Source organism: Peribacillus sp. NPDC101481 (genome assembly GCF_044767165.1).
Classification (GTDB): domain Bacteria; phylum Bacillota; class Bacilli; order Bacillales; family DSM-1321; genus Peribacillus.
The window spans coordinates 1626455-1652330 of record NZ_JBIWNJ010000002.1 but is presented as its reverse complement, the minus strand read 5'-3'; the positions used below and the strand labels follow the sequence as shown (position 1 = coordinate 1652330).

Sequence of the window (25876 nt, the reverse complement as noted above, 5' to 3'; positions counted from 1 at the left end):
TAATGAATTTATACATACTGAATGGAGTGATGCTTTCCTAAATGAAATAGCAAGGCATTATTTAAAAATAACTTTGTACTAAGGAGTGATGCCATTTATTAAAAAATTTAAAATCAAAAAAAGATAATCCGTTTTGATGGCGTTCCTTTCGTTTTTCTACTCTTTCACTACCAACTCCTCCATGCGTCCGCTTCGAGGAAAGCACTAAAGAGAAATTATGAAAACGCTTAAACACCATCCTGTCATGGCAGCTATTTCGTTCACAGGTGAATACTTTTTCCATTGCCTATAAATATATGGAATTACCAATTTAATATTCGGAATAATCCATCTATTTACTATGTGCGCTTTAATGAATTTTATCCACGATCTTTAGCCAAGACATTCACAAGGAGGATTGATTTATGGAAAATACGAATTCAGCAACTCTTAAACGTACTCTTACTTTGAAGTATGTCGTCTTTTTCGGATTGGCTTTCATGGCTCCAAAAACGTTTTTTTCAACATATGGAGTTGCTGTACATAGTACCAACGGGATGATGCCAACGGCTTATGCCATTGCTTTAGTTGTCATGTTATTTACAGCTTATAGCTATGTTCAATTAGTGAAAGCGTTTCCGAATGCAGGAGCAGCATATACGTTTACGCAAAAATCGATAAGTCCGCATCTTGGGTTCATCGTTGGTTGGACAATCATCATTGATTATATATTTAGCCCGATGATCAGTGCCCTAATTGTAGGAATTTCACTGAAAGCTTATTTTCCATCCATTCCGATGTTTGTTTGGATCATTTTATTTATTGTGGTTATTACGACTGTCAACATCCTTGGCATTAAATTAGCAGCGAAACTTAATACGTATATGCTTTTCTTGCAATTTTTATTGTTTGCGCTATTTTTTATTTTGTGCATTAAAGGGCTTATTGCAGGTAAAGGTGCAGGGTCATTATTTTCAATTCTTCCCTTTTATGATTCTGAAATTAGCGTACCCACTCTTCTATCTGTTATCCCTATACTATGTTTTAGCTTTTTAGGCTTTGATGCAGTAACTACATTATCAGAAGAGACGAAGGATCCTACGAAAACGTTGCCAAAAGCGATCTATTTCATAACGATGATCGGCGGTTTTTTATTTATCACAGGTTCCTATTTTGCTCAACTAATTTTTCCGGAGTTCCATTCTTTCAATAACCCTGAATCCGCCTATTTAGAGATAGCGATGTATATCGGCGGAAACATTTTTGTGAGCTTCTTTGTAGCAGTAGGATTAACATCCACCACTGCCTCAGCCGTTGCATCGGGAACGAGCGCCTCTCGTATTTTGTATGCGATGGGAAGGGAAAATGGATTGCCGAAAAAAATCTTCGGCTATCTATCCCCAAAATACCGGACACCTGTGTTCAATATTTTACTCATTGGTGTGGTTGCATTAAGTGCTCTTTTCTTAAATCTAACCACAGCCGTATCGCTTATTAGTTTTGGAGCTTTATTTGCCTTTTTCTTTGTGAATCTTTCGGTTGTTTCTTATTATTTTCTACAAAAGAAACAGAGGTCTTTTAAAGGTACGATTCAATATTTGATTATCCCGCTTACTGGAGCAGCACTAATTGGATTGTTTTTTATAAAACTGGATAAACATTCACTAATACTAGGTGGAACTTGGCTTCTAATCGGATTTATTTATCTATTAAACTTAACAAAAATGTTTAGTCAACCGCCTCCCGAGCTTGCCTTTGAAGAAGCTTAATAATAAAGCACTAAAAGAAGGGAATGATTGATGATGGATCAACGACTAGCTGACATAATTATTTCAGGCAATGCTGTATTTACAGGTCTTTCCGACCAACCTGAACCCGCTTCTATTGCAATTATGGACAACAAAATTGTTGCGATTGGTTCTGGGGAAGAACTTAAACACTACGCAGGTAAGCACACGAAAATCTATCAGTTTATGGACCAATTAATAATACCTGGGTTCCATGATTTCCATCTTCATATTATGCAAGGTGCCGTTGCACTAAATAGTGTCAATCTGTTCGCAGCCCGCTCAGAAGATGAAGCGCTTGAAATGATTTCTGAATTCGCTGAGTCAAAACCGGAAAATCAATGGGTAATCGGATTTACATGGGATGCAGGTTATTGGGATTCACAACAATTACCGACTCGACATTCATTGGATCGTATTCTTCCTGACCGTCCAGCACTCATGTTTCACGCAGAAGGACATTATGCATGGGTGAATACGAAAGCATTGGAGATTGCAAATATTACTCGTCATACGGAAAATCCTTCTTATGGCATTATAGGAAGAGACCAAAATGGAGAACCGAATGGCATCCTATTTGAAAAAGCAATGGATGCAGTTATCCGTCATGCATTTAATTTTTCAAATACACATAAGAAGGAAATTTTCTCCAATTTCTTGGCACACACAGCAAGATTTGGGATAACAGCTGTCAATGACTTACATGGTTTAAAAACAATAGAATCACTAAATGTTTTCAAAGAATTTGAAGACAAAGATAAATTAACAACGCGCATTCATTTATGGCCTGCTTTAAATGGCGATCTCGAGCACTCCAAACAATTGCGAGAGACGTATCAATCGGATAAACTCCGTGTGTCAGGGCTGAAACAATTTATCGATGGCGTCATTACCGCTCGGACAGCTTATTTACTCGAGCCTTATGCGGATCAACCACAAACACGCGGTGAAACGTCTTACCCTCCTGAAACGATCAAAAAATGGGTCGTTGATGCCGATAATGAGGGCTTCAGCATTCGTTTTCATGCGATTGGAGATGGAGCGATTCGTCTTGCTTTAGATGCCTATGAGGAAGCGCAAAAGGCAAATGGCAAACGAGATTCACGGCATTCCGTCGAACACATTGAAGTGATTCATCCAGATGATATCCATCGTTTCAAAGAGCTTGGTGTAACTGCTTCGATACAGCCAGACCACTTGGCGATGTCAGAAAGAGGAGTTTACACCGAGCGAATTGGTACTGAACGTGAAAAGCATGTTTTCTCGATTAATGCATTGCAAAAAGCCGGTGCGAATTTGGCATTTGGAACGGACTTCCCAATCGATATCCTCAATCCGCTTCTACAAATCTATCGTGCAGTAACGAGGATCGATAGCAGCGGAAAAACGGTATGGCATCCACATGAGCGCATAACGCTTGCCGAGGCATTGAAAGCTTATACAGTCGGACCAGCCTACGGTGCATTCAGAGAGCAGGAATTAGGGACATTGGAAGTAAATAAGCTTGCAGATATTGTAGTCTTAGAGCGAAACCTCTTTGAAGTAGCCGTGGAAGAAATACCAGATACAAAGGTACAATTAACAATCGTTGATGGAAAGGTAGTTTATGATATTTTGGGGCATTGATAAACGGCTGTATATTAAGAGGCTCCACTTAAGGGCGTCTTTATCACCTAATGTTTACTTTATATTAATGTAGCCATTTAAATACGGAGGACTGATATATGGATAATGCAAACTCAACAACTCTTAAACGTTCACTACCATTAAAAAATGTTGTGTTTTTTGGTTTGGCCTTTATGGCTCCAACTACTTTGTTTTCAACATATGGAGTAGCTGTTCAAAGCACGAACGGGATGATTACAACCGCATATATCGTCGCCTTAATCGTTATGTTATTTACGGCATACAGCTATGCGCAAATGGTAAAAGCCTTTCCAAATGCCGGTGCTGCCTATACGTTTACGCAAAAATCCCTAAGTCCTCACATTGGTTTTCTCGTAGGTTGGACCATCATTCTGGATTATATGTTCAGTCCTATGATTAGTGCTCTATTGTTAGGAATTGCAATGAAGGCCTATTTCCCATTGATTCCTATGTACATTTGGATTATCCTCTTTATCGTCACGGTTACGATTATAAATATACTAGGGATTAAGATAGCGGCTAAGCTTAATACGGGTCTTCTATTCTTGCAATTCGGAACACTTGCATTGTTCACGATTTTTTCATTAAAGGGTCTTTTAAATGGTCAAGGGGCAGGAACGATTTTTTCGATCCTTCCTTTTATTGATCCAAATATAAATATGCAGGGCTTCATGTCCATAATCCCTATATTATGCTTTTCCTTTTTAGGATTTGATGCAGTAACAACTCTTTCTGAAGAAACGAAAAACCCTCGAAAATCTATACCCAGGGCTATTTATCTTGTAACAATCATTGGTGGATTATATTATTTTATCGGTTCTTATTTTTTACAGCTTGTCTGGCCAGACTACCAATCGTTTAAAGCCCCGGAATCTGCCTATATGGAAATTGCAATGTATATCGGGGGTAACTTTTTGATAAGTTATATGCTTGCTGAAGGGATCATGTCAAGTTTTTCATCAGCTATAGCGTCTGGAACAAGTGCTTCACGTATTTTATATGCAATGGGACGTGAACGTGTACTTCCTGCCAAAATATTCGGATATCTTTCTCCTAAATATCGTACACCTGTCTTCAACATATTAATTATAGGGGTCGTTGCTTTAAGCGCTCTATTCTTAAGTCTTACGACTGCCGTATCTCTTATAAATTTTGGTGCATTATTCGCATTTACTTTCGTTAATCTTTCGGTTATCGCTCACTATTATTTCCGAAAAAAGCAGCGTTCCATACTGGGGACAATTCGGTACCTTATTATTCCGTTAATTGGTGCTTCTCTGACAGGTTTCTTTTGGATAAAGTTAGATATCTATTCGCTAATACTAGGAGGAACTTGGTTTGCGATCGGATTTATGTACCTATTAAATCTTACGAAAATGTTTAGACAACCGCCTCCTGAGCTTGCTATTGAACAAGCTTAATAATAAGGAAGCTAATCTATGGAATTGAAAGGAATGATTGATAATGAATCAACAACTAGCTGATGTGATTATTTCAAGTAATGCTGTATTTACAGGTCTTCATGATCAACCAGAGCCCGCCTCAATTGCGATAAAGGACAACAAAATCATTGCGATTGGTACTATGGAGGATGTTAAATCTTATTCGGGCAAGAATACGAAAATCTATCAATATAATGACCAATTAATTATACCGGGTTTTCATGATTTCCATCTTCACATGATGGATGGGGCTGTTTCGATGAATAGTGCCAATTTATTCTCAGCACGTTCAGAAGAAGAAGCTTTGGAAATGATTCGTGAATTTGCCGAATCACGTCCGCAAGATCCATGGATAATCGGCGCTTCATGGGATGCGGGATATTGGGATACGCAGCAATTACCGAATCGATATTCATTGGATCGTATTCTTCCCGATCGTCCGGTGCTTATGTTTCACGCAGAAGGTCATTACGCATGGGTAAATTCAAAGGCACTTGAAATCGTAAATATTACCCGTCATACGGAAAACCCTTCGTATGGATTTATTGGTAAAGACGAAACTGGAGAACCTAATGGCCTTTTATACGAAAAAGCAATGGATGCGGTTATCCTTCATGCCTATGATTTTACTAAAGAACAAAAGAGAGAACTTTTCACGAATTTCCTTGCCCATGCGGCTAGTTTAGGAGTAACATCCGTCCACGACTTATTTGCTATAGAAGCATTGGAAATGCTTAATGATTATGATGTTTTCAAGGAATTTGAAGACAATGGAGAATTAACAGCACGCATTCATTTATGGCCGGCATTAAATGGCAATCTTGAACGTGTCAAACAATTACGAGATACGTTTCAATCGGATAAACTACGTGTATCAGGACTTAAACAATTCATAGATGGCGTCATTACTGCCCGTACCGCTTATTTACTTGAACCATATGCTGATCAACCGAAAACATGCGGTGAATCTTCGTTCCCTCCTGAAACGATCAAAAAATGGGTCGTTGATGCAGATAAAGAAGGCTTTAGCATTCGTTTTCATGCCATTGGAGACGGAGCGATTCGCCTTGCTTTAGATGCCTATGAGGAAGCTCAAAAGACAAATGGTAAACGAGATTCGCGTCATTCTGTTGAACACATTGAAGTGATCCACCCCGATGATGTTCATCGTTTCAAAGAGCTAGGCGTGACAGCTTCAATGCAGCCGGATCACTTTGCGATGTCCGAAAGAGGTGTTTACACCGAGCGAATTGGAAAAGAACGAGAAAAGCATGTTTTCTCGATTAAAACATTGCAAGTAGCCGGTGCGAAATTGGCATTCGGAACCGACTTCCCAATCGATTCCCTTGATCCGCTTCTGCAAATCTATCGTGCAGTAACGAGAATCGATAGCAGCGGTGAAACGGTATGGAATCCACATGAGTGCATCACACTGTCCGAAGCATTGAAAGCTTATACAGCCGGATCTGCTTATGGTTCTTTTAGAGATGAGGAGCTGGGTACATTAGAAGTAGGCAAACTTGCTGATATCATAGTATTAGAACGAAATCTCTTTGAAGTACCGGCAGAGGAAATTCCTAATACAAAGGTACAGCTAACGATCGTTGATGGAAAAGTTGTTTTTGATCATTCGACGACTCTAATCAATAAGTAAAATAGTCATTAAAAGAGGATTCTACAACTGTAGAATCCTCTTTTGACCATGGACAATTGTCTATCCGCTACCAATGCGTTAGACTTATGTTTTTCGCTTAATAACCATGCCTACTTTATTGAAAAATGTGAGATTAAGCCTCCTGCATGATCAGTACTTCAATTAAATAGAGAAGTATTGGCATATAAAGATGAAGCACCACCAGAGTGAACAAATAAGATGTTATCCTCCGGCTTAAATGTGCCTTTTTGTATTAAATCAATAAGTCCCGCTGCCGCTTTACCCGTATATACCGGATCCAGCAATATCCCTTCTGTTCTTGCCATGAGCTTGACTGCTTCCACCATTTCAGGTGTAGGCAAAGCATAACCCGGCCCGACATACTCATCAAAACATGTAACAGCTTCACGAGGAATTGAATTTGGAATGCCGATATGTGTTAAAGTTTCTTTAACAAGCTGAAAAACTTTCTCTTCTTGTTCCGCTTTTCCTCTGCTTACGTTTATTCCAATTACTGATACTCCACTTTGATTTCCATGAAATCCTGCCACCAATCCTGCATGCATTCCCCCACTGCCGCTTACACAAATAACTGCTTTCAAATCAATTCCTTGCTCAAAGGACTGTGCCAAGATCTCCTGAGCACATGCAACATATCCGGTTGCACCAATGACATTGGATCCCCCAACCGGAATGATGTAAGGTCGGTGTCCTTTCTCTGTTACCTCTTTAGCCACTTTCTGCATTTCTTGCATTAAGTCCGCTCCATTAGGTACAACTATAATTTGTTCAGCCCCCAATAAATGATAGAGAAAATAGTTACCGTTAAAATCCGGCTCTGAATTTTTTGAAAGTCCCTCTTCCAAAACAAGGATGCATTTCATTTTCTCTTTAACCGCAGCAGCCAGTGTCAAGCGGCAATGATTTGACTGAATTCCTCCACATGTAATCAACGTATCCGCACCTTTTTCCAATGCATCGGCAACAAGGAATTCCAGTTTTCTTGTTTTATTTCCCCCAGCCGTCAAACCAAGCATATCATCTCGTTTAACGTAAATGGATGGTCCCCCAAGAACATCAGAAAAATGATCTAATCTCTCAATTGGTGTATATGTCGGTGTATATCGCTTTCTAGGAAATTGTGCTAAATTCATTTTAAAACTCCTCCTGTATACTCTATGTAGTATATTAAAGAAAATATCAATCTGATGTATTCTTTTCTTTAGTATAAGCTTCGACTTCAATCATAGCATCTTTATGTAATCGAGCAACATGAATCTCACCTATTGTATTGTATGGTTATCTGTAAAAAGGATCCCCATATACATCATTCATCACGGCAATGTTACCAATATAAACCGATGATAATAAAACAACTGTGAGCTTCCTCTTACTTTATGACACCCTTGGTTCCCCAAAAGTATCAGCAGTTCCCCAATTTCAGCATGGATGGGGATTCCATGAATTTTATCCCCTGCCAATATGTAAAGATAGCCTTGTGAGAGTATTTAGCAATAATAGTTTCATCCATCCAATGGAATTGTATAAATAATCAAAAGTATGAAGCATTGAAATGACTTAAATCGGTTTAAGATAAAATAAATACACTTGTATATAATTGGATTTTAGAAAGGAGCACCATGGAAACCAATAACTATCAATTTATTACAGATCAAATAGAACATTATTCTTATAAGCCCTTAAGGGAGCAATATTTTTTGGTATAAAAAATGCGATCATTGAAGGGATATTTTTGCCTGGAGACCGTTTAACGGAAGATGATATCGCCCAGCAATTCAATTGTAGCCGTACACCGGTTCGTGAAGCTTTGAGGAATTGGAACAGGAAAATTTACTTCAGGTGAAACCTGGTATAGGGATGGTCATATCCAATGTGGATATTGAACTTTTACAGCAGGAATTGGAATTCAGGAAAATGCTCGAAAACTATTCGATATAAAAGCTTGTGAAGGAATTACGGAAGAGGAATTTAAAAAACTGGAATGGGCAACGGATAAACTTCAACAGGCAATTAATAGTAATGAACGAATAGCGGCAAGCCGTGCGAACATTGAATTTCACCGCTTATTATATTCTTACTCGAGAAATAACTTTCTCCAAAGGACTACGGATTCATTATGGCTTTCTTTTCGAATTTCCTTTTTATCCGCCCGTAATGAAGATGTTACAATGGTTGATAAATCTTGGTATGAGGAACGAAACAACGAGCACTTACAGGTAATCCATGCCATTCGTGACAAAGATGCAGAAAAGGCAATAAAGGTCAATACGATCCATATCCAAATGATATTACCTAGATTACATAAAGCCTGTATCACAATAAAATTTAATAAATGGGTTCCTTTTTGTGTTTTTTAATAATATTAATATTATGAATTATTTTTCACTTCCCCATTTGTTGTTAAATTTTTCACTTTTATTCCAACCGTACAAGGCCATGGTTGAAGTCCCCTTCCTGCCCATTGCCTTGTATACTTTTTACGTTTTCACTACTAGAAAGTTAATCAGCTGATTAGGTGGAAAAATTGCTAGGATTTGATTTAATGACCTGCGGAGTTCATTATTTTAAATTATGTAAGTTCCAAATGCCCAGACAATTGCATCCAGAACACCTTTTGATGATCAATTGGTACATGTTTACTCATCAAAACGTTCTAGCAATTCAATAATGACTTTATAGGTCGATGTTGTATCCATATAGGCATATCGACCTTTTCCGTTAAAAAAGTTACCTGTCTGTATGACCGGATAGCCCATTTCTTCTAACATCTTCATTTTAGCCTCCATGTCTTTAACGACAAAAGAGATATGGTGAACACCCTCACCATATGTTTCAAGATGGTCTTTCCACGTACTGGGTGATTCACCCGGCTCGATTAATTCAATTTGAATTAACGGCGTATCGATGAACATATATTTTGACTTACCTTCAGTGGGCTTCCCTTTGTAAATCACGTTTGTAATATCCGTTGAACCAGAATGGATGATTTGAGGTTTTTCAATCCCCAACAACTTACAATATGCTTCTGCAGCCGCATCCAGGTCTTTTACAACTAACGCAATCTGTTCCACTTTGTTAGTCCCTAATAGCGGCTGAACGCTAGCATCTTCTGGTCTTTCCCATTCCGTTTCTCTCGGCTCCGAACTTTCAAGCATTTCAATTAACGTTTTGTGATCATTTAGTGTATCCACATATACATATCGGCCGTCACTTGAAGTGAATTCTCCCGTTTGCAAAGCTGGGTATCCACTTTTCTCCATGATTGGCAGCCTTTTTTGGATAGAGTCTACATCAAAAGCAATATGGTGAATCCCTTCACCCACTTCATCCAGGAACTCACGCATCGTTCCTGGATTTTTATCGGGTTCTATTAGTTCAAATTGGACGGTTGGTGTATTCAGAAAAGCCAGTTTGGATTGTGATTCCGTTGGTACACCTCTAAAGGTGACTTTCGAAACAGAACTGTCACCAGTTAGAAACGGTTCTGCCTTCTTAATGCCCAGCAATCTTGTGAAAGCTAGATTAGCAGCATCAATATCATTTACAACAAATGCGAGTTGATTAATAATCCTATTGCCCAATAGTGATTCAGCCATACCTATAAACCTTCTTCCTGTAGTTTATTTTGTTATGAACTCAACCTAATCCGCGAACTGACAATCCTCCATCACTGGAGATGACTTCGCCGGTGATGGCACGAGCAGCGTCAGATGCTAACAGGACATAAGCAGCTACATGATCTTCTGGCATCTGTGCAAGCTGAAGAGGGTTTCTTTTTTTAATGCTATTGGCCTTCGTTTCATTATCCACGATTTTAACGAATGGACGTAGTGGAGGAATGACCGATAATGCTGTCAGAGTGCCACCAGGCGCTACAGCATTCACCCTTATGTCAGGAGCAAGTTCAAAAGCAAGTTGGCGCATCAGCCCTATTTGGGCATGCTTGCTTGCTGTGTACCAAACCCCGCCGCCATCCGGATAGAAACTAGCACCGGATACGGTGAAAATAATATTGCCATTCGATTTTTGCAGTTCTTTAAGAGCGGCTTTAGCACCAAAGAAAGATCCTTTAACGTTAATATCGATCAGAAAATCAAATGCTTCTGAAAGTGCATCTGGCGTTACGTCGGCAAATTTTGCAAATCCATCAAAGACTCCTGCATTGGCAACGAAAACATCCAGCTTTCCAAATTGCTTGACAGTGGCCTGAACAGCCCTCTCATTGTCTTCATATTTACTTACATCACCTTGGTTAATGAGGATTTCTTCACCAAATTCCTCTTTCATTTTATTTAGCGTTTCTATCGAGCGTCCGATAATGCTGACTTTTGCCCCTTCTTGTATAAAACGTCTAGTGACAGCCTCTCCTATACCTGAATTGCCTCCAGTAATCAACACTACTTTATCCTTTAACGCCATTGCCATTGTAACCAGCCTCCTTGTTATCTCTTTTTATTCAAGTCAATATTATACGAAGATAGCAAGATTTCTGGTATTTATCGTTGATTGATCAACAATGAATATCCGTTTTGAAAGTTTCCATTTACCTTCTTCGAAAATGAATTCATCATTTCGTTCCCCTGAAATCAAATCATGCTGAATATCCGTGCTGCGGCTCCGATAGATAAGCAGATAGCTCTTGACGACTGCCTTTTCACCTTCAACATAGTCTTTAACACGTACATTTGAGACAAAACGCCGTGTTCTTGATGGCGGTATTTCCGCCCATGCATAATCCGTTTTCAGACGATCCACTCGCAGTTTCAGCAGCTCAATATCATCATTAAATGTAAACATTTCCGTTGAATAATCCGGGCGTTCCACCCCTTCTTTATTAACACGTACAGGCATTTGATAGCGTAAGCTCGAGTGCATTAAATCGAACCAATCATCAAATTCAATATCATCCAATAATTGAGCTTCATCATACAGCCACTGTTCAAATTCACATTTGAGCAACATTTTCTCCACATTCATTTCCGTTCCCCCTCCCACTTATCATTTCGTCATCAATTCAAGCCAGTATTTGTAAAAATTCCTTTGGCTCGCTTCAGTGAATTTATCATCGTATGCAACACCAGGTCCTATAAAATCAACTGGTTCACGATGAAGACCCATTGTATAATTGTAGGTTAGATTCTTTAGGAAAGGCATTGGGCCTTGGGCTGCTTCAGTAATATCCGTAAAAACTTCCGTATCATCCTGTTCAAAAATACCGGATGGACTAAAAGTCAAGATAAATGAATCTCTTGATCTATCTTTCCAATCTTGGGAGGCGTTTTTTTCCACGAGCATCCAAGCGATCACTTCCATTTTATTGTGACCGATTGGCCGCCACATCCTTATTGAAGTGTTGGAGATGAATTGGTCTTTGATTTTTGTATGGGATATTAAAAATGATAAGTTAGGGAAGACATTCCCAATCATATTCTTTAAGTTTGATAACACTCCATATTGTTCTTCAGACAAATTTGTTTTAAATTCATCTTTCAATTCTTCCGGGAAAGCGAAGTCAGGATTAGGTGTCCCTAAGTTTAGTCCATGCCCGTTATCCGTATGGATTTGAAAACCGCGCTTTGAATAGGTAGCATTGGGCACCATGCCCAGTTTTGCAATGGATCCGTGTGTGACCATCGTATGATAGGAATCACCAACAAAGTTATCGGAACCAACTTTCCAGTTGGAATTAACAACGAATCTTTGCGGAACCCCGATCACTTCCATTTCTGCACGTCCTACAAGGATATCCAAATACCATTTAATGTCTCCAAGAAACTCTTCAAGTGGCTCTGCATCTTCATTCCAAGTTCCAAATAAAAGACCTTTATAGGATTCAAGCTTCACTTTGTGGAGTCCCATTTCCGAGCGGTCAAGGTCCCCCCCATATATGTCCTTTTGTAATGGCACTCCTACGAGCTCACCAGTGTTTTTAAAATTAAACCCATGGTAAGGGCACGTAAATAATGACTTGTTCCCTTTATCTGCACGGCATAGTTTCATTCCGCGATGGGTGCACATATTATAAAACGCCCTGATTTCCCCTTCAGCATCACGAGTTATGATGAGCGAGTAGCCAGCAAGTTCACGGGTCATGAAGTCTCCTTTGTTCGGTACTTCAGATTCATGACCGATAAAAACCCATGTTTTCAAAAACACTTTTTCATGTTCTATATCATAAACTTTTGGGTCTCCAAGGAGGTATGCAGGTATAACGCCTTCCTCTGGTTTAACCGTTTCGTTCAAATAGTTAACAACTTGCTGTTTCGACATTTCTTCTAAGGATTTTTCAGTTTTAAGCATACTTTTTCTCTCCCTTCCAAGCTTTACATCGTAATGCATTACCCGATTTGAACGCTCTTTTCCTTATTTTGCAGAGTCGCCAAAACACTTAATGCCGCTAGATAACTCGTTTTCGGATTATTAGGCATCGGATCATTTTCCACTTCCAGTTTCAGTTTCCCGAACGAACCTGACGCTTCTATCAGGTGATTGTTTTTTAACACATTTGGATCGGCAATGATTTTCACTTTCGTCTTTTCTGATCCAAGACCAGCCATAGACAGCACAATCGCAACATTAATGTTTCTCGGAAACTGTTTTATCGCTTCTGCAGCAGATCCTTCAAATAATAACGTTTCTTCTGTCACTGAAGACCCTGCGGGCAATGCGTTTGGCGGTTTTCTTGTGGTGATGCAAACAGATTCAAGGCCATTCACTGCTTTTGCCGATTTAAGTAAATCGAGACCTCCAATCGCACCAGACGGAAGGAGAATATTCACGTTATTCAATTTACAAATCTGGTTTGATTGTTCTTCAAAGGCAGAATTCGCCATAACGCCAATGCTGCTTAGCAAGAGATCCTTCCCGCTTTTAAGCACTTTCAATGCATACTCTTCAGCTGCTTCAATCGTTGCAGCCTCTATGACTAAATCTACATCGGATTCAAGAAGTTCGTCGACATCACCATATGACTGTGTCCTGAATTCTTCAGCTAGTTGTGAGGCAATTTCTTCACGGCGGGCATAAATCGCAACGATTCTCCCACCTGGAAGAAGCCCGTCGTTATTAATGGCCTGAAGCAGAAATTTTCCGATATTACCGCACCCTATTAAACCTAACTTCATGTAGTTTCATCCTTCCTCAATCAGCAAACCCGTATGAGTCCGCAAAGAATTCCAACCCGCAATGTCTTGTTTCCCGAGAAACACCGCTTTCTTTTAAGCCAGGGAAATCCAGGGCCAAGTCGCTGAAAACGGTATGATTATTATGGAAAACAGCACCAGCTTCAAGACGATCTGCCATTTCGACAGCGATATCTTCATTCTCGGTCCAAACAGATGCACGCAGCGCAAACTCACTATCATTCGCTAATTTTACAGCTTCATCAATATCTTTGAAAGGTAAAATTGGAATGATGGGCCCGAATTGTTCCACTCGAACCAATTCGCTCTGCTGATTGACGCCAGTAATAATGGAAGGAAGCATATAATAACCTTTATCCCAAGTTTCCGGATTCAGCTGGATGCCGGTTGTGATTATATTTCCTCCTGATTTAGCGGTACGTTCGATCAAGCTATTCACAAAGTCATATTGTGCTTTATTATTCAATGGACCCATAGTTACATCAGGCTGAATGCCATCACCGATTACCATCCGGCTAAACTCTTTGGTCAGCTTCTCCACAACTTCATCATAACGTGATTCTTGGACATACACTCTTTTTACAGCAGAACAGACCTGACCCGCAGCTCGTAAAATCCCCATCCTCAAACGTTTGATAGCCGCTTCATCTATATTGGCATCTTCCAAAATGATGGCAGGATCATTGCCGCCAAGTTCCATATATACTTTTTGCAGATTTCCAGATGATTTCTGCATGATATCTTTCCCGGTTTCCGTACTTCCGACAAACGCCAATGTCCGTACGCGTGAATCGGTACATAGTGTGTCGCCGATTGCTTTTCCAGATCCTGAGACTATATTGATGACTCCTGGAGGAAAATGTTCGGCAACTACTTTTAAACAGGTCATGATCGTTAAGGGACAATTCGTTGCAGGTTTTACGACAACGGCATTGCCTGCCAAAACAGCAGGTATGACCCTTTTAAAGGTCAATATCATCGGAGAATTCCATGGTGTGATTATTGCCGTAACACCTCTTGCCCTTCTTCGGATTTGGACTTTTTGTTTTCCTGGGAGGACTTCAGGCTTCCACCAATCAAGTAACTCTGCTGCACAGCCCTTCATGACTTCAACACAGCGCAATAAATCCTTTTTAGCTTCAACAAGTGTTTTGCCATTTTCACGTACAAACACTGTAACATTTTCCTCGATAACTTTTGAAAGCTCTTCTGCCGCAGTATTCATACGGGTTGCCCGTTCCCCGATATCAGAGCGGGACCACGTATCAAAAGCATTTTCCGCCGCTTCAATTACGTCATTCACGATTTCTTCAGAGCATTTTGCCACCTGGCCAACTACTTCCGATGTATTTGCCGGATTCACTACATCGACTTTTTCCGGTAATTCTCTCCATTCTCCATTAACTAGATATTTTCCTGAAACAAATGGGTATGTCGAAATCATTCTCAATCCTCCTTATAGTTTTTTTGGCTTGAATGCTTCTGCAGCTCCTGGCGGTCCGCCAAATGGCTTGGCCATTGGCCCCACAGCTTCCATATCAACAACGATCATTGAAGGTTTACGTCTTTCCTTAGCCTTTTTCAGTTCGGATATGAATTCATCTCCAGAACCAATACGCACCGCTTCAAAATGCATGGACTCAGCCAGTTTCACAAAATCAGGGCTCAATAAATCCACGGCTACCTGCCGGCCATATGCGGCTGTTTGAATATTGCGAAGAACCCCATAACCTGAGTCATCGAATAATACGATGATAACTGGTAAGTTTTCTTCTGCTGCAGTAACCATTTCCCCGACGTTAACCATGAACCCACCATCTCCAGCCATAAGAACGACGGTTTTATCTTGACAACCCATTTGGGCACCGATTGCTGTTGGAAGACCTTGACCAATTCCTCCCCCTGATGCATGAATGGATGTTCTCGGTTCATAGATTTCAAATAAACGGCTGCCCCAAACGTTTGCCTGAACGGTTACATCACGGACTAGAATAGTATCGTCTGGTAATATATCCCTCATGCCATCCACAAATTGCTCATAAGGTCCAAGCGTTTCCCTGAGTTGGGCACGTACTTCATTTCTAAGCGAAAGAACTTCTTGTAAATAAGATGGCTCCGCATGAACTGAATGTTCTTCAAGCTTTTCAATGACGGCAGCAAGCATATCTTTTGCATCGCCAACCAATCCTAACGTGGCTTTATAGTTCCGGTTAATGGCCTGCCAATCCGCATCGATCGCTATATGTTCTTGTGGCACCGGCACTTTCCAGTTGGATGTTTCATTCCCCCTAAACCTAACACCTACGCTAATCAATAAATCTGCATTTCTTAAAAACTCTTTAGTTGTTTCATATGCCGCAAAATGTCCTATGCATTGTTCATGGTTTTCTGGAATCGAACCTTTTCCTGACTGACTGGTTATAACCGCTGCACCAAGGATTTCCGCTAATTTTTGCAGCTCTTGCGAAGCATTGGCACTGATGACTCCACCACCGGCCCATATCACAGGACGGCGTGCCCCCACCATTTTTTGCACAGCTTGTTCAGGAATGAATGGCACTGGATTTGTTTCAGATATTGAAGCTCGTAGCCCTTCGAGTGAAAGATCTTCTATGATCGCCGATTGATAGTCGATGGGAATTTCCAATGTAACCGGGCCCGTTGGTGCAGTTAACGCTTCTTCGATTGCCTTCCTAACTACTGCTGCGGTTTGATCAGGGTTTCTAAGCCTAACTGCATTTTTACAAGCCCCGCTCATCATTGAAAGCTGGTCTTTACACTCATGTATGTATCCTTTGCCTGTACCAAGATAAGAAGAAGCCACCTCACCTGTAAGGTGAAGAAGGGGAACACCAGCTGCCCAAGCTTCCACCAAGGAACCAGCAGCATTTCCTGCCCCTGTTCCAGTACTGGTAATCACTACACCCAATTTCCCAGTGGCGCGGGCATATCCATCAGCCATGTTTACGGCACCGCTCTCACCGCGTGAACATATGAGTTTGATGCTCCCTTCTCTAAGAATTGCATCATAGATGGGCATATTGTGAATGCTGACAATCCCGAAAGCTGCTTCCACTCCTGCTTGAACAAGCTCCTTTACGATGGAATCGGCGGTCGTAAACTCTATTTCTTCTTTTATTTTCATCGCGTTATCCTACCTTTTTTAGTAATATATTTATAGTGCCTTTCCAATCGCTCCTGCCGTCTCAATCGTCGAACCCGCTACATAACTTGCTTTGTCTGAAGCAAGGAAAACAATGACACTGGCCACTTCTTCCGCTTCGCCTACGCGGCCGAGGGGGATATTCCGTTTTTTCGCAAGGTCCCCGTAATACTCTTCAGGGTCCATATCAGGCGCATTTTTCAATCTTCTTCGCTCCCATTGATCAGTCCGGATCAATCCAAGACTCACTGAATTGACCAATATATTGTCAAAGGCCAATTCCTGGGACAAGGTTTTGCTTAAATTAAGGAGGCCAGCCCTTGCTGCTGCAGTCGCTACCATATGACGTTCAGGTTCTTTAGCAAGCGTCGCATTAATATTAATAATCCGCCCTCCTCCCCTTTTCACTAAATGAGGATGCGAAGCACGAACTGCATATATGATGGCAAAGAACTTTAACTGAATCTGTTCTTCCCACTGCTCATCCGTTATGTCAAAAAAGTGACCCATCACGCTTTGACCGGCTGCATTCACCAATATATCGATTCCGCCAAACCTCTCAGCGGTACCATTAATGAAAGAATCCACATCCGATTTTGAGGTGACATCACATGTTGATGCAAAAATATCTGCCTTTTCACCAAATGAGAGTAATTGACTTTGTGCACTTTCCATACGCTCAGCGCTTCTGCCGCAAATAGCCACTTTCGCTCCTTCAGCTAAAAACATTTCTGCTGTTTTTAATCCCACGCCCGACGTGCCGCCCATAATGACAGCCACTTTTCCTTGCAATCCTAAATCCACTCTCTTCACTCCTTTTCAAAGCCATTTTCCTCAAATGCTGTCCTTTAATCTACAAGAAGCTAACTACGCGCAAGTATCATGGGAGGAAATCAAAATCCTCCTCATTTTTCCGCCATGACAGAACCATCTATATGAGAATCAACCCATCCTGGATCGGGATCTCCTCCCATTGCTTTGCGGGCTTCAGGTTTCGGAGGCCCTGCAATCCCCCACTGATCCATTAAATGCGGAACCCGTTTCCATACACGTGCTCTCCACTCAGATTCATCTTCGATCGTTTCCAGATAACATGTATACTCCATAACAAAACCGCCTGGGTCTTGAAAATAACAGAAAATATTGTCTCCAGGCCCATGACGCCCAGGTCCCCAAAGTTCTGACAAGCCCGCTTTTCGGACATTGCTTATTCCTCGCATCAGTTCATCCACGGAATCGACTTCGTATGCGATATGATTGACTGACGCATGCTCATCTTGATTGAAGGCAATGGAGTGATGCTTCCTGTTGCACCGCAGGAATGACATTTGGTGCTCACTCCAATCAGTAACTTTAAAACCGAGTACGTCCGTATAAAACTCAACGATCATATCTAAGTTCTTCGTGTTCATTACAACATGATTCAATTTCACTGGATCAACATTTTTCTTGCTCCAAATAGACGTTTGCACTTCCACCCAAGCCGAAAGCTCGATCACGCGGTTTTCCGGATCAATAAACCGAAGGCCATAACCGGCACCTGCTTCATCCAAATATCCAGGCGGTTCAATAATTCGAACGCCCTTCGATTGTAATATCCCTGCTGCACGGTCCACCGCATTTTTATCGACCATGCCAAAAGCTATATGGTGCAACCCTCGTTTTTCTCCCTTGTGAAGGCTAAGAATATGATGTTCCGGTCCAGCCCCCCGGAAATAAACCGTATTCTCCTCTTCCGGAACATCCACTTTATCCAGACCCCAAACCTTTTCATAAAACTCTGCTTGATCGTCGAAATTCGGAGTTATCATGCTTATATGTCGTAAATGAGTAATACCAAGCATTTTTTATACCTCCCATAATTTAAATTGCCCTTTTGATCATTCGCATTGGCCATATTTAACATCTAATCGAAAAGGGCGCCTCATTAATTTTCATAATGCAGGTGCCCTTTCGGCTAAATGATCAATCTTTAATGATGGCTTCTCTTTCTTTAGAGCGTTGTTTACGCAGTTCTTCCAGTTCACTGCCTTCAGGATATGTCGGTAAGTTAGGCTTCACTGCCCCAAGCATCACTAGCATGCGCGCCTCTACATCCCCGTCATTCCTAATTCCCCGATAAACCCCTGGTGGGCTGCTTATGCAGTCTCTCGCACTTAATTTAATTTCATGCACTTCACTGTAGCTGTCCTCTTGAATTAATGCCGTGACTTCACCTTCAAGAATGAAAAACACTTCTTCAACATCGTCATGAAGATGCAAAGGACCGATACATCCCGGAGGAAGCACCATCGTACTTAAAGTGAAATGTTCACCTGCAATTACATTCGTATCGTTATTGGCAGTGGCACCACGTCCGATATATCTCATCTGTGCGCGTCTATAAGCGGGATCAATTTCTTCTTGGAACTTCAAGACATTCCAATCAAGAGTACGGTCTTTCAATCGGGCAACATATTTTTTTTCAAAATCCTTCACTGAGAAAGTTTCTTTTGTCATTTTAAAATTCCTCCCTTATTTGTTGTTTCTAAACCGAATTATGTTTCATAAGCAAAACATTGTTTTGTCTATGAATTAAGTCTAAAATGAAACCGCTTCATTGTCAATGAGTTTTTAGAATATTTAAAACTATTTTTATAATCCGAACGTTCACCACTATAGGATAAAATTGTAACGATTTGCTTTTCTTAACAAAAAAAAAGTGTGGATTTCCCTATTGGGAGATCCACACTTTCGAAAGAGGTTATTCACTTATTAATCGATTTTAAATCGTTCAGACATCTTCGTGTTGATAAGGCTTAACCCCGCTATATCCCATATAAACGGATAACTGCCGAGAAACTTCCAACAGTTTCGGCAAGGCAATTTTATCGATGAAATCCTCCTGGTAAGCAGATTCTGTTGCCACGACATTCAAGGCAGCCAATACTTTCCCAGTCCTTTCAAAGATCGGGGCGGCAACGGAACGGATGCCAGGGTGGAATTCCCCGCTTGTCATCGAATAACCATTTTGCCGAATCGATTCCAGCTGTTTTTGAAATTCACCAGGCGCGGTGAGTGTTTTGTCTGTATAAGGAGTAAGGTTTGAGATTTTGAACATTTGCATGAGCAATTCTTTCGGTTGATATGCCAAAAGTAATTTTCCATTGGCCAAAGCATGTGCCGGCAGCCGCAAACCTATGTTCACATTGACAGCGGATACACCTCTGATCGGGGCACTTCCAACATAAACAACTTCCTGTCCATCCAAAATGGAAAGATGGCAGGAGGCTCCGATTTCATCACGCAAGGTCTCCATATAAGGTTGGACAATTTCCTGGAATTTCAAGCTATTCAAATAGCTGAACCCCAGTTCAAGAACTTTAGGAGTTAAACTATAACGTTTGGTATGTTCATCCTGAGACAAGTAACCAATATTTTGTAATGTGAATAATAAACGATATGGTACTGTTCTGCTTACTCCCAGTTGTTTTGCTATTTCTGAAAGAGACAAGCTCGGCTGTACTTCATTAAAGAGCTTAATGATTTCCAAGCCCCTAACCAATGAATTAGCACTATATTTCTCTTTCTCTTTTTCTTCGCTTGCCATTTGAGTATTCCCCCCGTTGTGAATAAATCTCATTTTCTCCTGACTATAACCCAAGCTTTCTTCATACCTAGAAAGAAGAACTTGTAGTATATGTACATTTTTTTCTGATCGTTCATTTGGTGAATGTTTTGATGCATACTTCAATGGTTGCTTGTTTTCTTTACCTTCCTTAACACCCCTGGATCCTGCTGCAACTTAAATGGCCTATCTTTCCGTGTATAATGGAAAACCCGGAATTAGGAATCAATTTTTAAAATATGCTTGACTCACTATCAGGTCTGACCTGATTCAGTCACTACACAAGACACTGTCGGGACAGATATTGAAGATAGGATGTCCATTTGTTTTAAATTTGATATAGAGAAGGAAAATGACCAGTATCCTGACGTGAGCACTTGTGCTTCCCTAACTAGCCATAACATTTGGCGTCAGGAGTGCACTGCCCTCTGCTTTGCAAGTTCATCCGATCACATTTCGATGGATTGTAATCAAATCAGAAGTTTCCGTTTACTTTCCTTCATGTTAACAACAGCTGTCCAACGAGTCACATCAGATATAATCAACGCTTTCACCACTTCCGGAAAACAGCTAGTAAAAGCCAAGAGCGATACCCGAGCAAGTGTCACCGTGTTTCACACTGCAGGATAACAATTGCAATTCCTGATAATGAATCAGGCAGTACTCTAATTGGCAACCATTTCTACCTTACAATCCTTTACTCTTCATGTATAAATAGAATAGTGTATATGTGTCAATTAAAGCATATTTACATATATAAAACTATTTGGAATGCTCAGCGTAATTGACGTATCGAAAGACCAGCTCTTTGTTATACAACCAAATATAACCAATTATAAAAGTAAAAACAAATAAATTTTAATACATCGATATTCTTCGCTAACAAAATTTTCCATATTAAGTATTTCATATATAAAACAATATAAATGAATTATAGATTTTCCTGATTTTAAATTCAACATCAACAAGTCAGAATTTTTGATAATTTGTAAATAATTTGTTTTTTGGACACAAAGAAGTAGAATTAATTCCATTTTAAAGTCCTTGCTTGATAGAGTTCCATCTACTCCATAGGATGAAACAAAGTTCGATATCGAACTGAAAGCGCTTATATTCTAAAAATAGAAAATTATCAAAATATTAAATTGACAATCAAATTATTTTAATTTATCGTTAAGAAAGTAAAACTATGTTTTCCTTACAAAACACTACCGTTACTTTTTATCTATCAAAATTATAAAGAAAGGCGGGATATAGCTCTTAAATGAATATTCAAAACTAGTACCTTTCTAAAGGGATAACCGAAAAAACACTTATTCTCAAATGTAAGCGTTTTAAGGAATGTTAAAAAGCGATAAGGAGATGGTATTATGTTAAATGGGCAAAAAAGATGGTTGTATATTGCCGTTCCAATTTTTTTCTTTTGGTTTTTTGGACAAATTGATAAAGTTGGCATTTCCATCATTCAAACAGATCCGGAATTCTTGCATGCACTCGGTATGACAGGCGATGACAAAAATGCAAAGATCGGTCTTCTATCTTTTGTATTCACCATTGCTTATGGAGTTTCAAATCTTTTTTGGGGCTTCATCATTGATAAATTAGGGGCCCGAAAAACAGCCATCGCCGGTTTATTCGTTTGGACACTCACGATGATCACGTCAGGACTGGCAAATTCATATGAAATGTTTTTAATAAGCAGGATCATTCTTGGTTTTGGTGAAGGGATGATGATTCCGGTTTCCGGAAAATTCATTTCTAACTGGTTTAATAAACGCGAATTGGGGAGGGCCCAGGCATCTTGGCTTACCGGAAACTATTTAGGACCGGCAATGGGAGCCATTTTCTTGGTGCTCGTAATATCTTTACTCCACTGGCAAGCAGCTTTCTTTATGCTTGCAGCTTTCAACTTATTTATAAATATCCCGATGTTCATCTTTATGACAAGGAATACACCAGAAGAGCACCCCCGGATAAGTAAGGAGGAATTGGCTTTCATTCGCCAAAATGATGATGAAGTGACTGAAACCGCCCCCTCCGAGAACAAGAAAAGTTTCGCCCAAGATTATCGTTTCTGGATCGTTTGGTTCGGCATGCTCGTATGCTCCTTCTTATTTTTCGGAATCAGCATTTGGCTTCCTACCTACCTCATTGAGGCAAAAGGATTCGAAAAGGAAGGAATGTCGAGCATTACTTCACTTTCCTGGCTATTCGCTTTAGGATTTGTCTTGGCATGCGGTTTTCTGGCTGACAAAACCAGACGTCCAAGTTTGATGGCCACGATTCTATTTTCATTGACGGCTGTCTTTTTGACTGTAGCTGTCTTCATCCCCAATCCTATTTTGGCCGGACTATGTATGGGACTGGCAATGGGATGTCAAGGCGGTGTGTTCCACCTAAGCAATATGCTCATGGTAAAATACTCAACACCTGAAACAGCAGGACGAGCCGCAGGTCTAATTGGATTCACGAATATCATGGGCGGCTTTTCGAGTTATATCATGGGATGGCTTCGTGACTTGTCTGGCGGGGACTTCAGTTCATCGATCGCCATGCTGATTTTTACAGCCCTCTTAGGTTTGGCAGCTTATTTATTCTCCATTAAGAGAGAATCCGCAGAACTGCGCTTATCACCAATACATGTACAAAAGATACAGGCATGAAGTCCTTGTAAAATCGTTTTATTCCTCCAACCCTTGAATTATCAGGGGTTTTTTCTTGTGCCGACTTAAAAGTAAGTCGAAATAATATCGCTCTTTTTTGCATTTCCCAATAAAATTTCCCACCGGTTACTCCGAATCAATCCTTTATTTGTATAAATATGTCGATAGTTAAAATATTCAAAAAATGATATTTTTTTGAATACCCATGTTATATTGTTAATGGAAAAAAATACTTGTCAAGTAAGGTGAGTGTGTGAATATAGAAGTTTTAATTCTCCATTATATTCAGGAAAAACGTCAAAAGCCTAACCATGCCAATGAATTATTGGATTATATTCAGAATGAATATGTAAACGGGAAGCTGTCAATCTTGCAATATAGAAGTCTCTGTCAGGACTTATATCTTCGAGGAGCCAAACAAACGTCACCCGGATGAAACTACACCCTTGTCAATAGTAAAAATAACTACGATTTTGAATGAATTTTATTACTGTTTTTTCTGCAACGACCTATCTTTAAGAGTACAGCCGCTCCTTTTCTCCCTCCCCAGTATGTTCATAACTAAATAAAAGCCTCCGTGATCTGTCACAACAAGACAGTTCACGGAGGTAAATACTACATAATCATGTTTTGCAAAAATTTTCTTTAATTATATGAATATATCGAAAATTAAAACCAAACCGAATGCCACGAAGGAAAGTAATGTTTCCATCACTGTCCATGTTTTGAAAGTTTCTTTAACGGTTAATCCCATGTATTCTTTTACTAACCAGAAACCGGCGTCATTAACATGGGAAAACATAAGTGAGCCTGCTCCCGTGGCAATTACGAGCAATTCTAGATTAACACCCGTCATATTGGCAACGACCGGTGAAACGATCCCTGCTGCCGTGGTCAAAGCTACGGTTGCAGAACCTGTGGCAATCCGAATCAATCCGGCCACAAGGAATGCAAGAACGATCGGTGATAAAGAAATTTCTTCAGACATGGAAGCGATTGCAGTCCCTACGCCACTATCAATTAAAATTTGCTTGAACCCTCCGCCAGCACCGATAATTAGAATTATGGATGCTAATGGCAATAAGCATTCTTCCGTCAACTTTTTAATTAGTGATTTGTCCATTCCCTGTCTGTAGCCCAAGAAATAGTAAGCTGCAAAACAGGAGATTAATAGGGCGATCACTGGACTTCCGATAAACAATAAGAATTTTTCAATCGAACCAGGTAGCGGCAGATAAGGCGCCACTACAGTTAAAACCATCAACAATACTGGCAAAAGGATGATGAAGAACGATACTCCAGTGCCGGGTAATCCACTTGACTTTGTTTCGACACGGATCAATTCCGGTTCTCCAACAGGAATAACCCGTTTATGAATCCATTTTGCGAATAGCGGTCCCGCAATTACAGCCGTCGGGAATGCGATGATCAATGAGTACAAAAGTACCTGCCCCATGTTAGCATTATAAATTCCAATAGCTGTCATGGCTCCAGGATGCGGAGGCACCAGCCCATGTACGATCGATAAACCAGCAAGTACTGGAATACCAATTAACAAGATGTTCACTTTGGTTGATTTCCGAATGGAAATGACCAAAGGAAGCAATATTACTAAACCAACCTCGAAAAATACCGGAATGCCGATGATGAAACCAGATAAAAGCATGGCCCATGGCAGGTTTTTCACACCGAATTTATTAATGAAAAAGTCAGCAACCTGCATACCAGCTCCAGAGTCGGACATCATCTTTCCTAAGATGGTACCCAATGCCAATATTCCAATAAGGTGACCAAGGACCGCTCCGACACCCGTTTCATAAGCCCCAACAATCTTGTCCATTGGCAGTCCGGAAAAAACCGCTAAAAATAAACTGGCTACAGTCAAGCTAATGAATGCATGCCATTTCCACCATGATACCCCCAAAATAACTATTACGATTGCTACCAGCGTGATTCCTAATAAATATAGATCCATATGTTCTCCCCATTCTCAAGAAATCGCTTACAATCAAACCAACCAATACAATAAATGGGATTATTGTACCGGCTCGTTATATGTCACAATGTAGTTCTGTTTAGCCGTGTTGTAATATCCTTCACTGTATTCCATAACATTTCCGTCCCCATCACTGGAAATCCGAATCCTCTTTAGTACTGGACTATTGTTTTCGATTTTCAGTGTTTCGCAAATGTGATCCGGAGCGATAGCAACGGCAAACTCATCTCTGAAAATTTCAAGTTTGACGTTTTGATCTTCCAAAAAGCGGTACAAAGAATTGATCTGGACCTCTTCTATTTCTTCTTGGTTTAAATCCAGTGAAACATAATGTGTAAAGTAAATATAAGGCTCATTGTCCAATAAATATATCCGTTCAATACATAAGCAATGGTCACCAAATAAAGAATGCAGCTTAGAGTCTGAAGAAAGGTCAACATGACTTATGTTTAACACCTTTTTTAAAATGGAGTGCCCTTCCTCCACCAAAAGCTCTGTGAAACGCTTTCCTTTGGAAAATTTGACAATCGAACCATTAGCTATGACTCTAGTGCCTTTGCCGCTTTTCTTTTCAACATACCCCTCTTGAACGAGTTCTTTGATTGCATTACGGACAGTGACCTTACTTACGTTAAATTCTTCTTCCAAAAGAGGCTCAGAGGGAATGTTTGTGTCGATGGCATAAACCCCATGTAAAATACGATCCTTTAATATTTCTTTTATCTGTAAATACATCGGTCCATTTTTTCTGTTCACATTCATTCCTAATCTCCTG

At 40.2% G+C, this 25876-nt stretch carries 23 protein-coding genes; 9 read left to right on the top strand and 14 right to left on the bottom strand.

From position 1 onward, the window contains the following. Positions 1 to 404: 404 nt before the first annotated feature. The 4 genes from ACIROD_RS17905 (at position 405) to ACIROD_RS17890 (ending at position 6509) form a co-directional block, all read left to right on the top strand. Positions 405 to 1748 carry an APC family permease gene (locus tag ACIROD_RS17905; RefSeq protein WP_402942593.1) on the top strand — a complete coding sequence of 448 codons (1344 nt, stop codon included), beginning with the start codon at positions 405 to 407 and terminating at the stop codon, positions 1746 to 1748. 33 nt (positions 1749 to 1781) lie between these two features. Continuing rightward, positions 1782 to 3392, top strand: coding sequence for an amidohydrolase (locus ACIROD_RS17900; RefSeq protein WP_402942988.1), 1611 nt, complete (start codon positions 1782 to 1784; stop codon positions 3390 to 3392). Positions 3393 to 3490: 98 nt separating this feature from the next. Beyond that, positions 3491 to 4834: an APC family permease gene (locus ACIROD_RS17895; RefSeq protein WP_402942591.1), complete on the top strand. Its 1344-nt coding sequence runs from the start codon at positions 3491 to 3493 to the stop codon at positions 4832 to 4834. Positions 4835 to 4877: 43 nt separating this feature from the next. After that, positions 4878 to 6509 carry an amidohydrolase gene (locus tag ACIROD_RS17890; protein WP_402942588.1) on the top strand — a complete coding sequence of 544 codons (1632 nt, stop codon included), beginning with the start codon at positions 4878 to 4880 and terminating at the stop codon, positions 6507 to 6509. A 158-nt stretch (positions 6510 to 6667) separates the two neighbouring features. Here ACIROD_RS17890 and cuyA read toward each other — a convergent pair whose 3' ends face one another. Beyond that, entirely contained in the window at positions 6668 to 7663 is a 996-nt protein-coding gene (gene cuyA / locus ACIROD_RS17885) for a D-cysteate sulfo-lyase (RefSeq protein ID WP_402942584.1), read from the bottom strand. Positions 7664 to 8262: 599 nt separating this feature from the next. Between cuyA and ACIROD_RS17880 the strand changes: the two genes are divergently transcribed. Genes ACIROD_RS17880 through ACIROD_RS17870 form a run of 3 tightly spaced genes read left to right on the top strand, consistent with a single transcriptional unit; the run spans position 8263 to position 8887 of the window. Beyond that, positions 8263 to 8373 (top strand): GntR family transcriptional regulator, encoded by a 111-nt coding sequence (locus ACIROD_RS17880; RefSeq protein WP_402942581.1) that lies wholly within the window; start codon positions 8263 to 8265, stop codon positions 8371 to 8373. Beyond that, entirely contained in the window at positions 8346 to 8468 is a 123-nt protein-coding gene (locus ACIROD_RS17875) for a hypothetical protein (protein WP_290370100.1), read from the top strand. The genes ACIROD_RS17880 and ACIROD_RS17875 overlap by 28 nt, the downstream gene beginning before the upstream one ends. Further along, positions 8429 to 8887 carry a GntR family transcriptional regulator gene (locus ACIROD_RS17870; RefSeq protein WP_402942985.1) on the top strand — a complete coding sequence of 153 codons (459 nt, stop codon included), beginning with the start codon at positions 8429 to 8431 and terminating at the stop codon, positions 8885 to 8887. Before ACIROD_RS17875 ends, ACIROD_RS17870 begins: the two co-directional genes overlap by 40 nt. Before the next feature lie 279 nt (positions 8888 to 9166). On the opposite strand, the gene ACIROD_RS17865 is transcribed toward ACIROD_RS17870, so the two are convergent. The 11 genes from ACIROD_RS17865 to ACIROD_RS17815 form a co-directional block, all read right to left on the bottom strand. Next, entirely contained in the window at positions 9167 to 10126 is a 960-nt protein-coding gene (locus ACIROD_RS17865; protein WP_402942578.1) for a VOC family protein, read from the bottom strand. Positions 10127 to 10166: 40 nt separating this feature from the next. Beyond that, a complete protein-coding gene (locus ACIROD_RS17860; protein WP_230176370.1) occupies positions 10167 to 10955 on the bottom strand; it encodes an SDR family NAD(P)-dependent oxidoreductase in 789 nt (262 codons plus the stop codon). 42 nt (positions 10956 to 10997) lie between these two features. Then, positions 10998 to 11507, bottom strand: a complete 510-nt coding sequence (locus ACIROD_RS17855; protein WP_076371322.1) for an aromatic-ring-hydroxylating dioxygenase subunit beta — start codon at positions 11505 to 11507, stop codon at positions 10998 to 11000. 21 nt (positions 11508 to 11528) lie between these two features. After that, on the bottom strand, positions 11529 to 12830 hold the full coding sequence (locus tag ACIROD_RS17850; protein ID WP_402942575.1) for an aromatic ring-hydroxylating oxygenase subunit alpha: 1302 nt from the start codon (positions 12828 to 12830) through the stop codon (positions 11529 to 11531). A 38-nt stretch (positions 12831 to 12868) separates the two neighbouring features. Then, on the bottom strand, positions 12869 to 13654 hold the full coding sequence (gene nadX, locus ACIROD_RS17845; RefSeq protein WP_101221936.1) for an aspartate dehydrogenase: 786 nt from the start codon (positions 13652 to 13654) through the stop codon (positions 12869 to 12871). Positions 13655 to 13670: 16 nt separating this feature from the next. Continuing rightward, on the bottom strand, positions 13671 to 15116 hold the full coding sequence (locus ACIROD_RS17840; RefSeq protein WP_402942571.1) for an aldehyde dehydrogenase family protein: 1446 nt from the start codon (positions 15114 to 15116) through the stop codon (positions 13671 to 13673). A gap of 12 nt (positions 15117 to 15128) precedes the next feature. Further along, complete coding sequence (locus ACIROD_RS17835) at positions 15129 to 16817, bottom strand: thiamine pyrophosphate-binding protein (RefSeq protein ID WP_402942568.1); 1689 nt, start codon at positions 16815 to 16817, stop codon at positions 15129 to 15131. Between the two features lie 30 nt (positions 16818 to 16847). Then, positions 16848 to 17639, bottom strand: a complete 792-nt coding sequence (locus ACIROD_RS17830; RefSeq protein WP_101221933.1) for an SDR family oxidoreductase — start codon at positions 17637 to 17639, stop codon at positions 16848 to 16850. Between the two features lie 101 nt (positions 17640 to 17740). Further along, positions 17741 to 18679 carry a VOC family protein gene (locus tag ACIROD_RS17825; protein WP_101221932.1) on the bottom strand — a complete coding sequence of 313 codons (939 nt, stop codon included), beginning with the start codon at positions 18677 to 18679 and terminating at the stop codon, positions 17741 to 17743. 121 nt (positions 18680 to 18800) lie between these two features. Next, positions 18801 to 19334 carry a cupin domain-containing protein gene (locus ACIROD_RS17820; RefSeq protein WP_034312308.1) on the bottom strand — a complete coding sequence of 178 codons (534 nt, stop codon included), beginning with the start codon at positions 19332 to 19334 and terminating at the stop codon, positions 18801 to 18803. Positions 19335 to 19608: 274 nt separating this feature from the next. Then, positions 19609 to 20424 (bottom strand): IclR family transcriptional regulator, encoded by an 816-nt coding sequence (locus ACIROD_RS17815; protein ID WP_402942564.1) that lies wholly within the window; start codon positions 20422 to 20424, stop codon positions 19609 to 19611. A gap of 1388 nt (positions 20425 to 21812) precedes the next feature. Here ACIROD_RS17815 and ACIROD_RS17810 point away from each other — a divergent pair. Continuing rightward, positions 21813 to 23105, top strand: a complete 1293-nt coding sequence (locus ACIROD_RS17810) for an MFS transporter (RefSeq protein WP_402942561.1) — start codon at positions 21813 to 21815, stop codon at positions 23103 to 23105. 253 nt (positions 23106 to 23358) lie between these two features. Continuing rightward, a complete protein-coding gene (gene yppF / locus ACIROD_RS17805) occupies positions 23359 to 23541 on the top strand; it encodes a YppF family protein (protein WP_214746539.1) in 183 nt (60 codons plus the stop codon). A gap of 213 nt (positions 23542 to 23754) precedes the next feature. On the opposite strand, the gene ACIROD_RS17800 is transcribed toward yppF, so the two are convergent. Beyond that, entirely contained in the window at positions 23755 to 25080 is a 1326-nt protein-coding gene (locus ACIROD_RS17800; RefSeq protein WP_402942556.1) for a GntT/GntP/DsdX family permease, read from the bottom strand. A 60-nt stretch (positions 25081 to 25140) separates the two neighbouring features. Further along, the gene (locus tag ACIROD_RS17795) at positions 25141 to 25863 is read right to left on the bottom strand and encodes a GntR family transcriptional regulator (RefSeq protein WP_402942553.1); all 723 of its coding nucleotides are present in this window, start codon (positions 25861 to 25863) and stop codon (positions 25141 to 25143) included. Between the last annotated feature and the right edge of the window lie 13 nt (positions 25864 to 25876).

What these genes read in the sequence shown, in the direction of transcription:
- cuyA (WP_402942584.1), bottom strand. Translation starts at nt 7,663, where the DNA reads ATGAATTTAGCACAATTTCCTAGAAAGCGATATACACCGACATATACA.
- ACIROD_RS17840 (WP_402942571.1), bottom strand. Translation starts at nt 15,116, where the DNA reads ATGATTTCGACATACCCATTTGTTTCAGGAAAATATCTAGTTAATGGA.
- ACIROD_RS17855 (WP_076371322.1), bottom strand. Translation starts at nt 11,507, where the DNA reads ATGAATGTGGAGAAAATGTTGCTCAAATGTGAATTTGAACAGTGGCTG.
- ACIROD_RS17800 (WP_402942556.1), bottom strand. Translation starts at nt 25,080, where the DNA reads ATGGATCTATATTTATTAGGAATCACGCTGGTAGCAATCGTAATAGTT.
- ACIROD_RS17865 (WP_402942578.1), bottom strand. Translation starts at nt 10,126, where the DNA reads ATGGCTGAATCACTATTGGGCAATAGGATTATTAATCAACTCGCATTT.
- ACIROD_RS17825 (WP_101221932.1), bottom strand. Translation starts at nt 18,679, where the DNA reads ATGCTTGGTATTACTCATTTACGACATATAAGCATGATAACTCCGAAT.
- ACIROD_RS17850 (WP_402942575.1), bottom strand. Translation starts at nt 12,830, where the DNA reads ATGCTTAAAACTGAAAAATCCTTAGAAGAAATGTCGAAACAGCAAGTT.
- ACIROD_RS17895 (WP_402942591.1), top strand. Translation starts at nt 3,491, where the DNA reads ATGGATAATGCAAACTCAACAACTCTTAAACGTTCACTACCATTAAAA.
- ACIROD_RS17820 (WP_034312308.1), bottom strand. Translation starts at nt 19,334, where the DNA reads ATGACAAAAGAAACTTTCTCAGTGAAGGATTTTGAAAAAAAATATGTT.
- ACIROD_RS17905 (WP_402942593.1), top strand. Translation starts at nt 405, where the DNA reads ATGGAAAATACGAATTCAGCAACTCTTAAACGTACTCTTACTTTGAAG.
- ACIROD_RS17810 (WP_402942561.1), top strand. Translation starts at nt 21,813, where the DNA reads ATGTTAAATGGGCAAAAAAGATGGTTGTATATTGCCGTTCCAATTTTT.
- ACIROD_RS17795 (WP_402942553.1), bottom strand. Translation starts at nt 25,863, where the DNA reads ATGAATGTGAACAGAAAAAATGGACCGATGTATTTACAGATAAAAGAA.
- ACIROD_RS17835 (WP_402942568.1), bottom strand. Translation starts at nt 16,817, where the DNA reads ATGAAAATAAAAGAAGAAATAGAGTTTACGACCGCCGATTCCATCGTA.
- ACIROD_RS17900 (WP_402942988.1), top strand. Translation starts at nt 1,782, where the DNA reads ATGGATCAACGACTAGCTGACATAATTATTTCAGGCAATGCTGTATTT.
- ACIROD_RS17815 (WP_402942564.1), bottom strand. Translation starts at nt 20,424, where the DNA reads ATGGCAAGCGAAGAAAAAGAGAAAGAGAAATATAGTGCTAATTCATTG.
- nadX (WP_101221936.1), bottom strand. Translation starts at nt 13,654, where the DNA reads ATGAAGTTAGGTTTAATAGGGTGCGGTAATATCGGAAAATTTCTGCTT.
- ACIROD_RS17860 (WP_230176370.1), bottom strand. Translation starts at nt 10,955, where the DNA reads ATGGCAATGGCGTTAAAGGATAAAGTAGTGTTGATTACTGGAGGCAAT.
- ACIROD_RS17890 (WP_402942588.1), top strand. Translation starts at nt 4,878, where the DNA reads ATGAATCAACAACTAGCTGATGTGATTATTTCAAGTAATGCTGTATTT.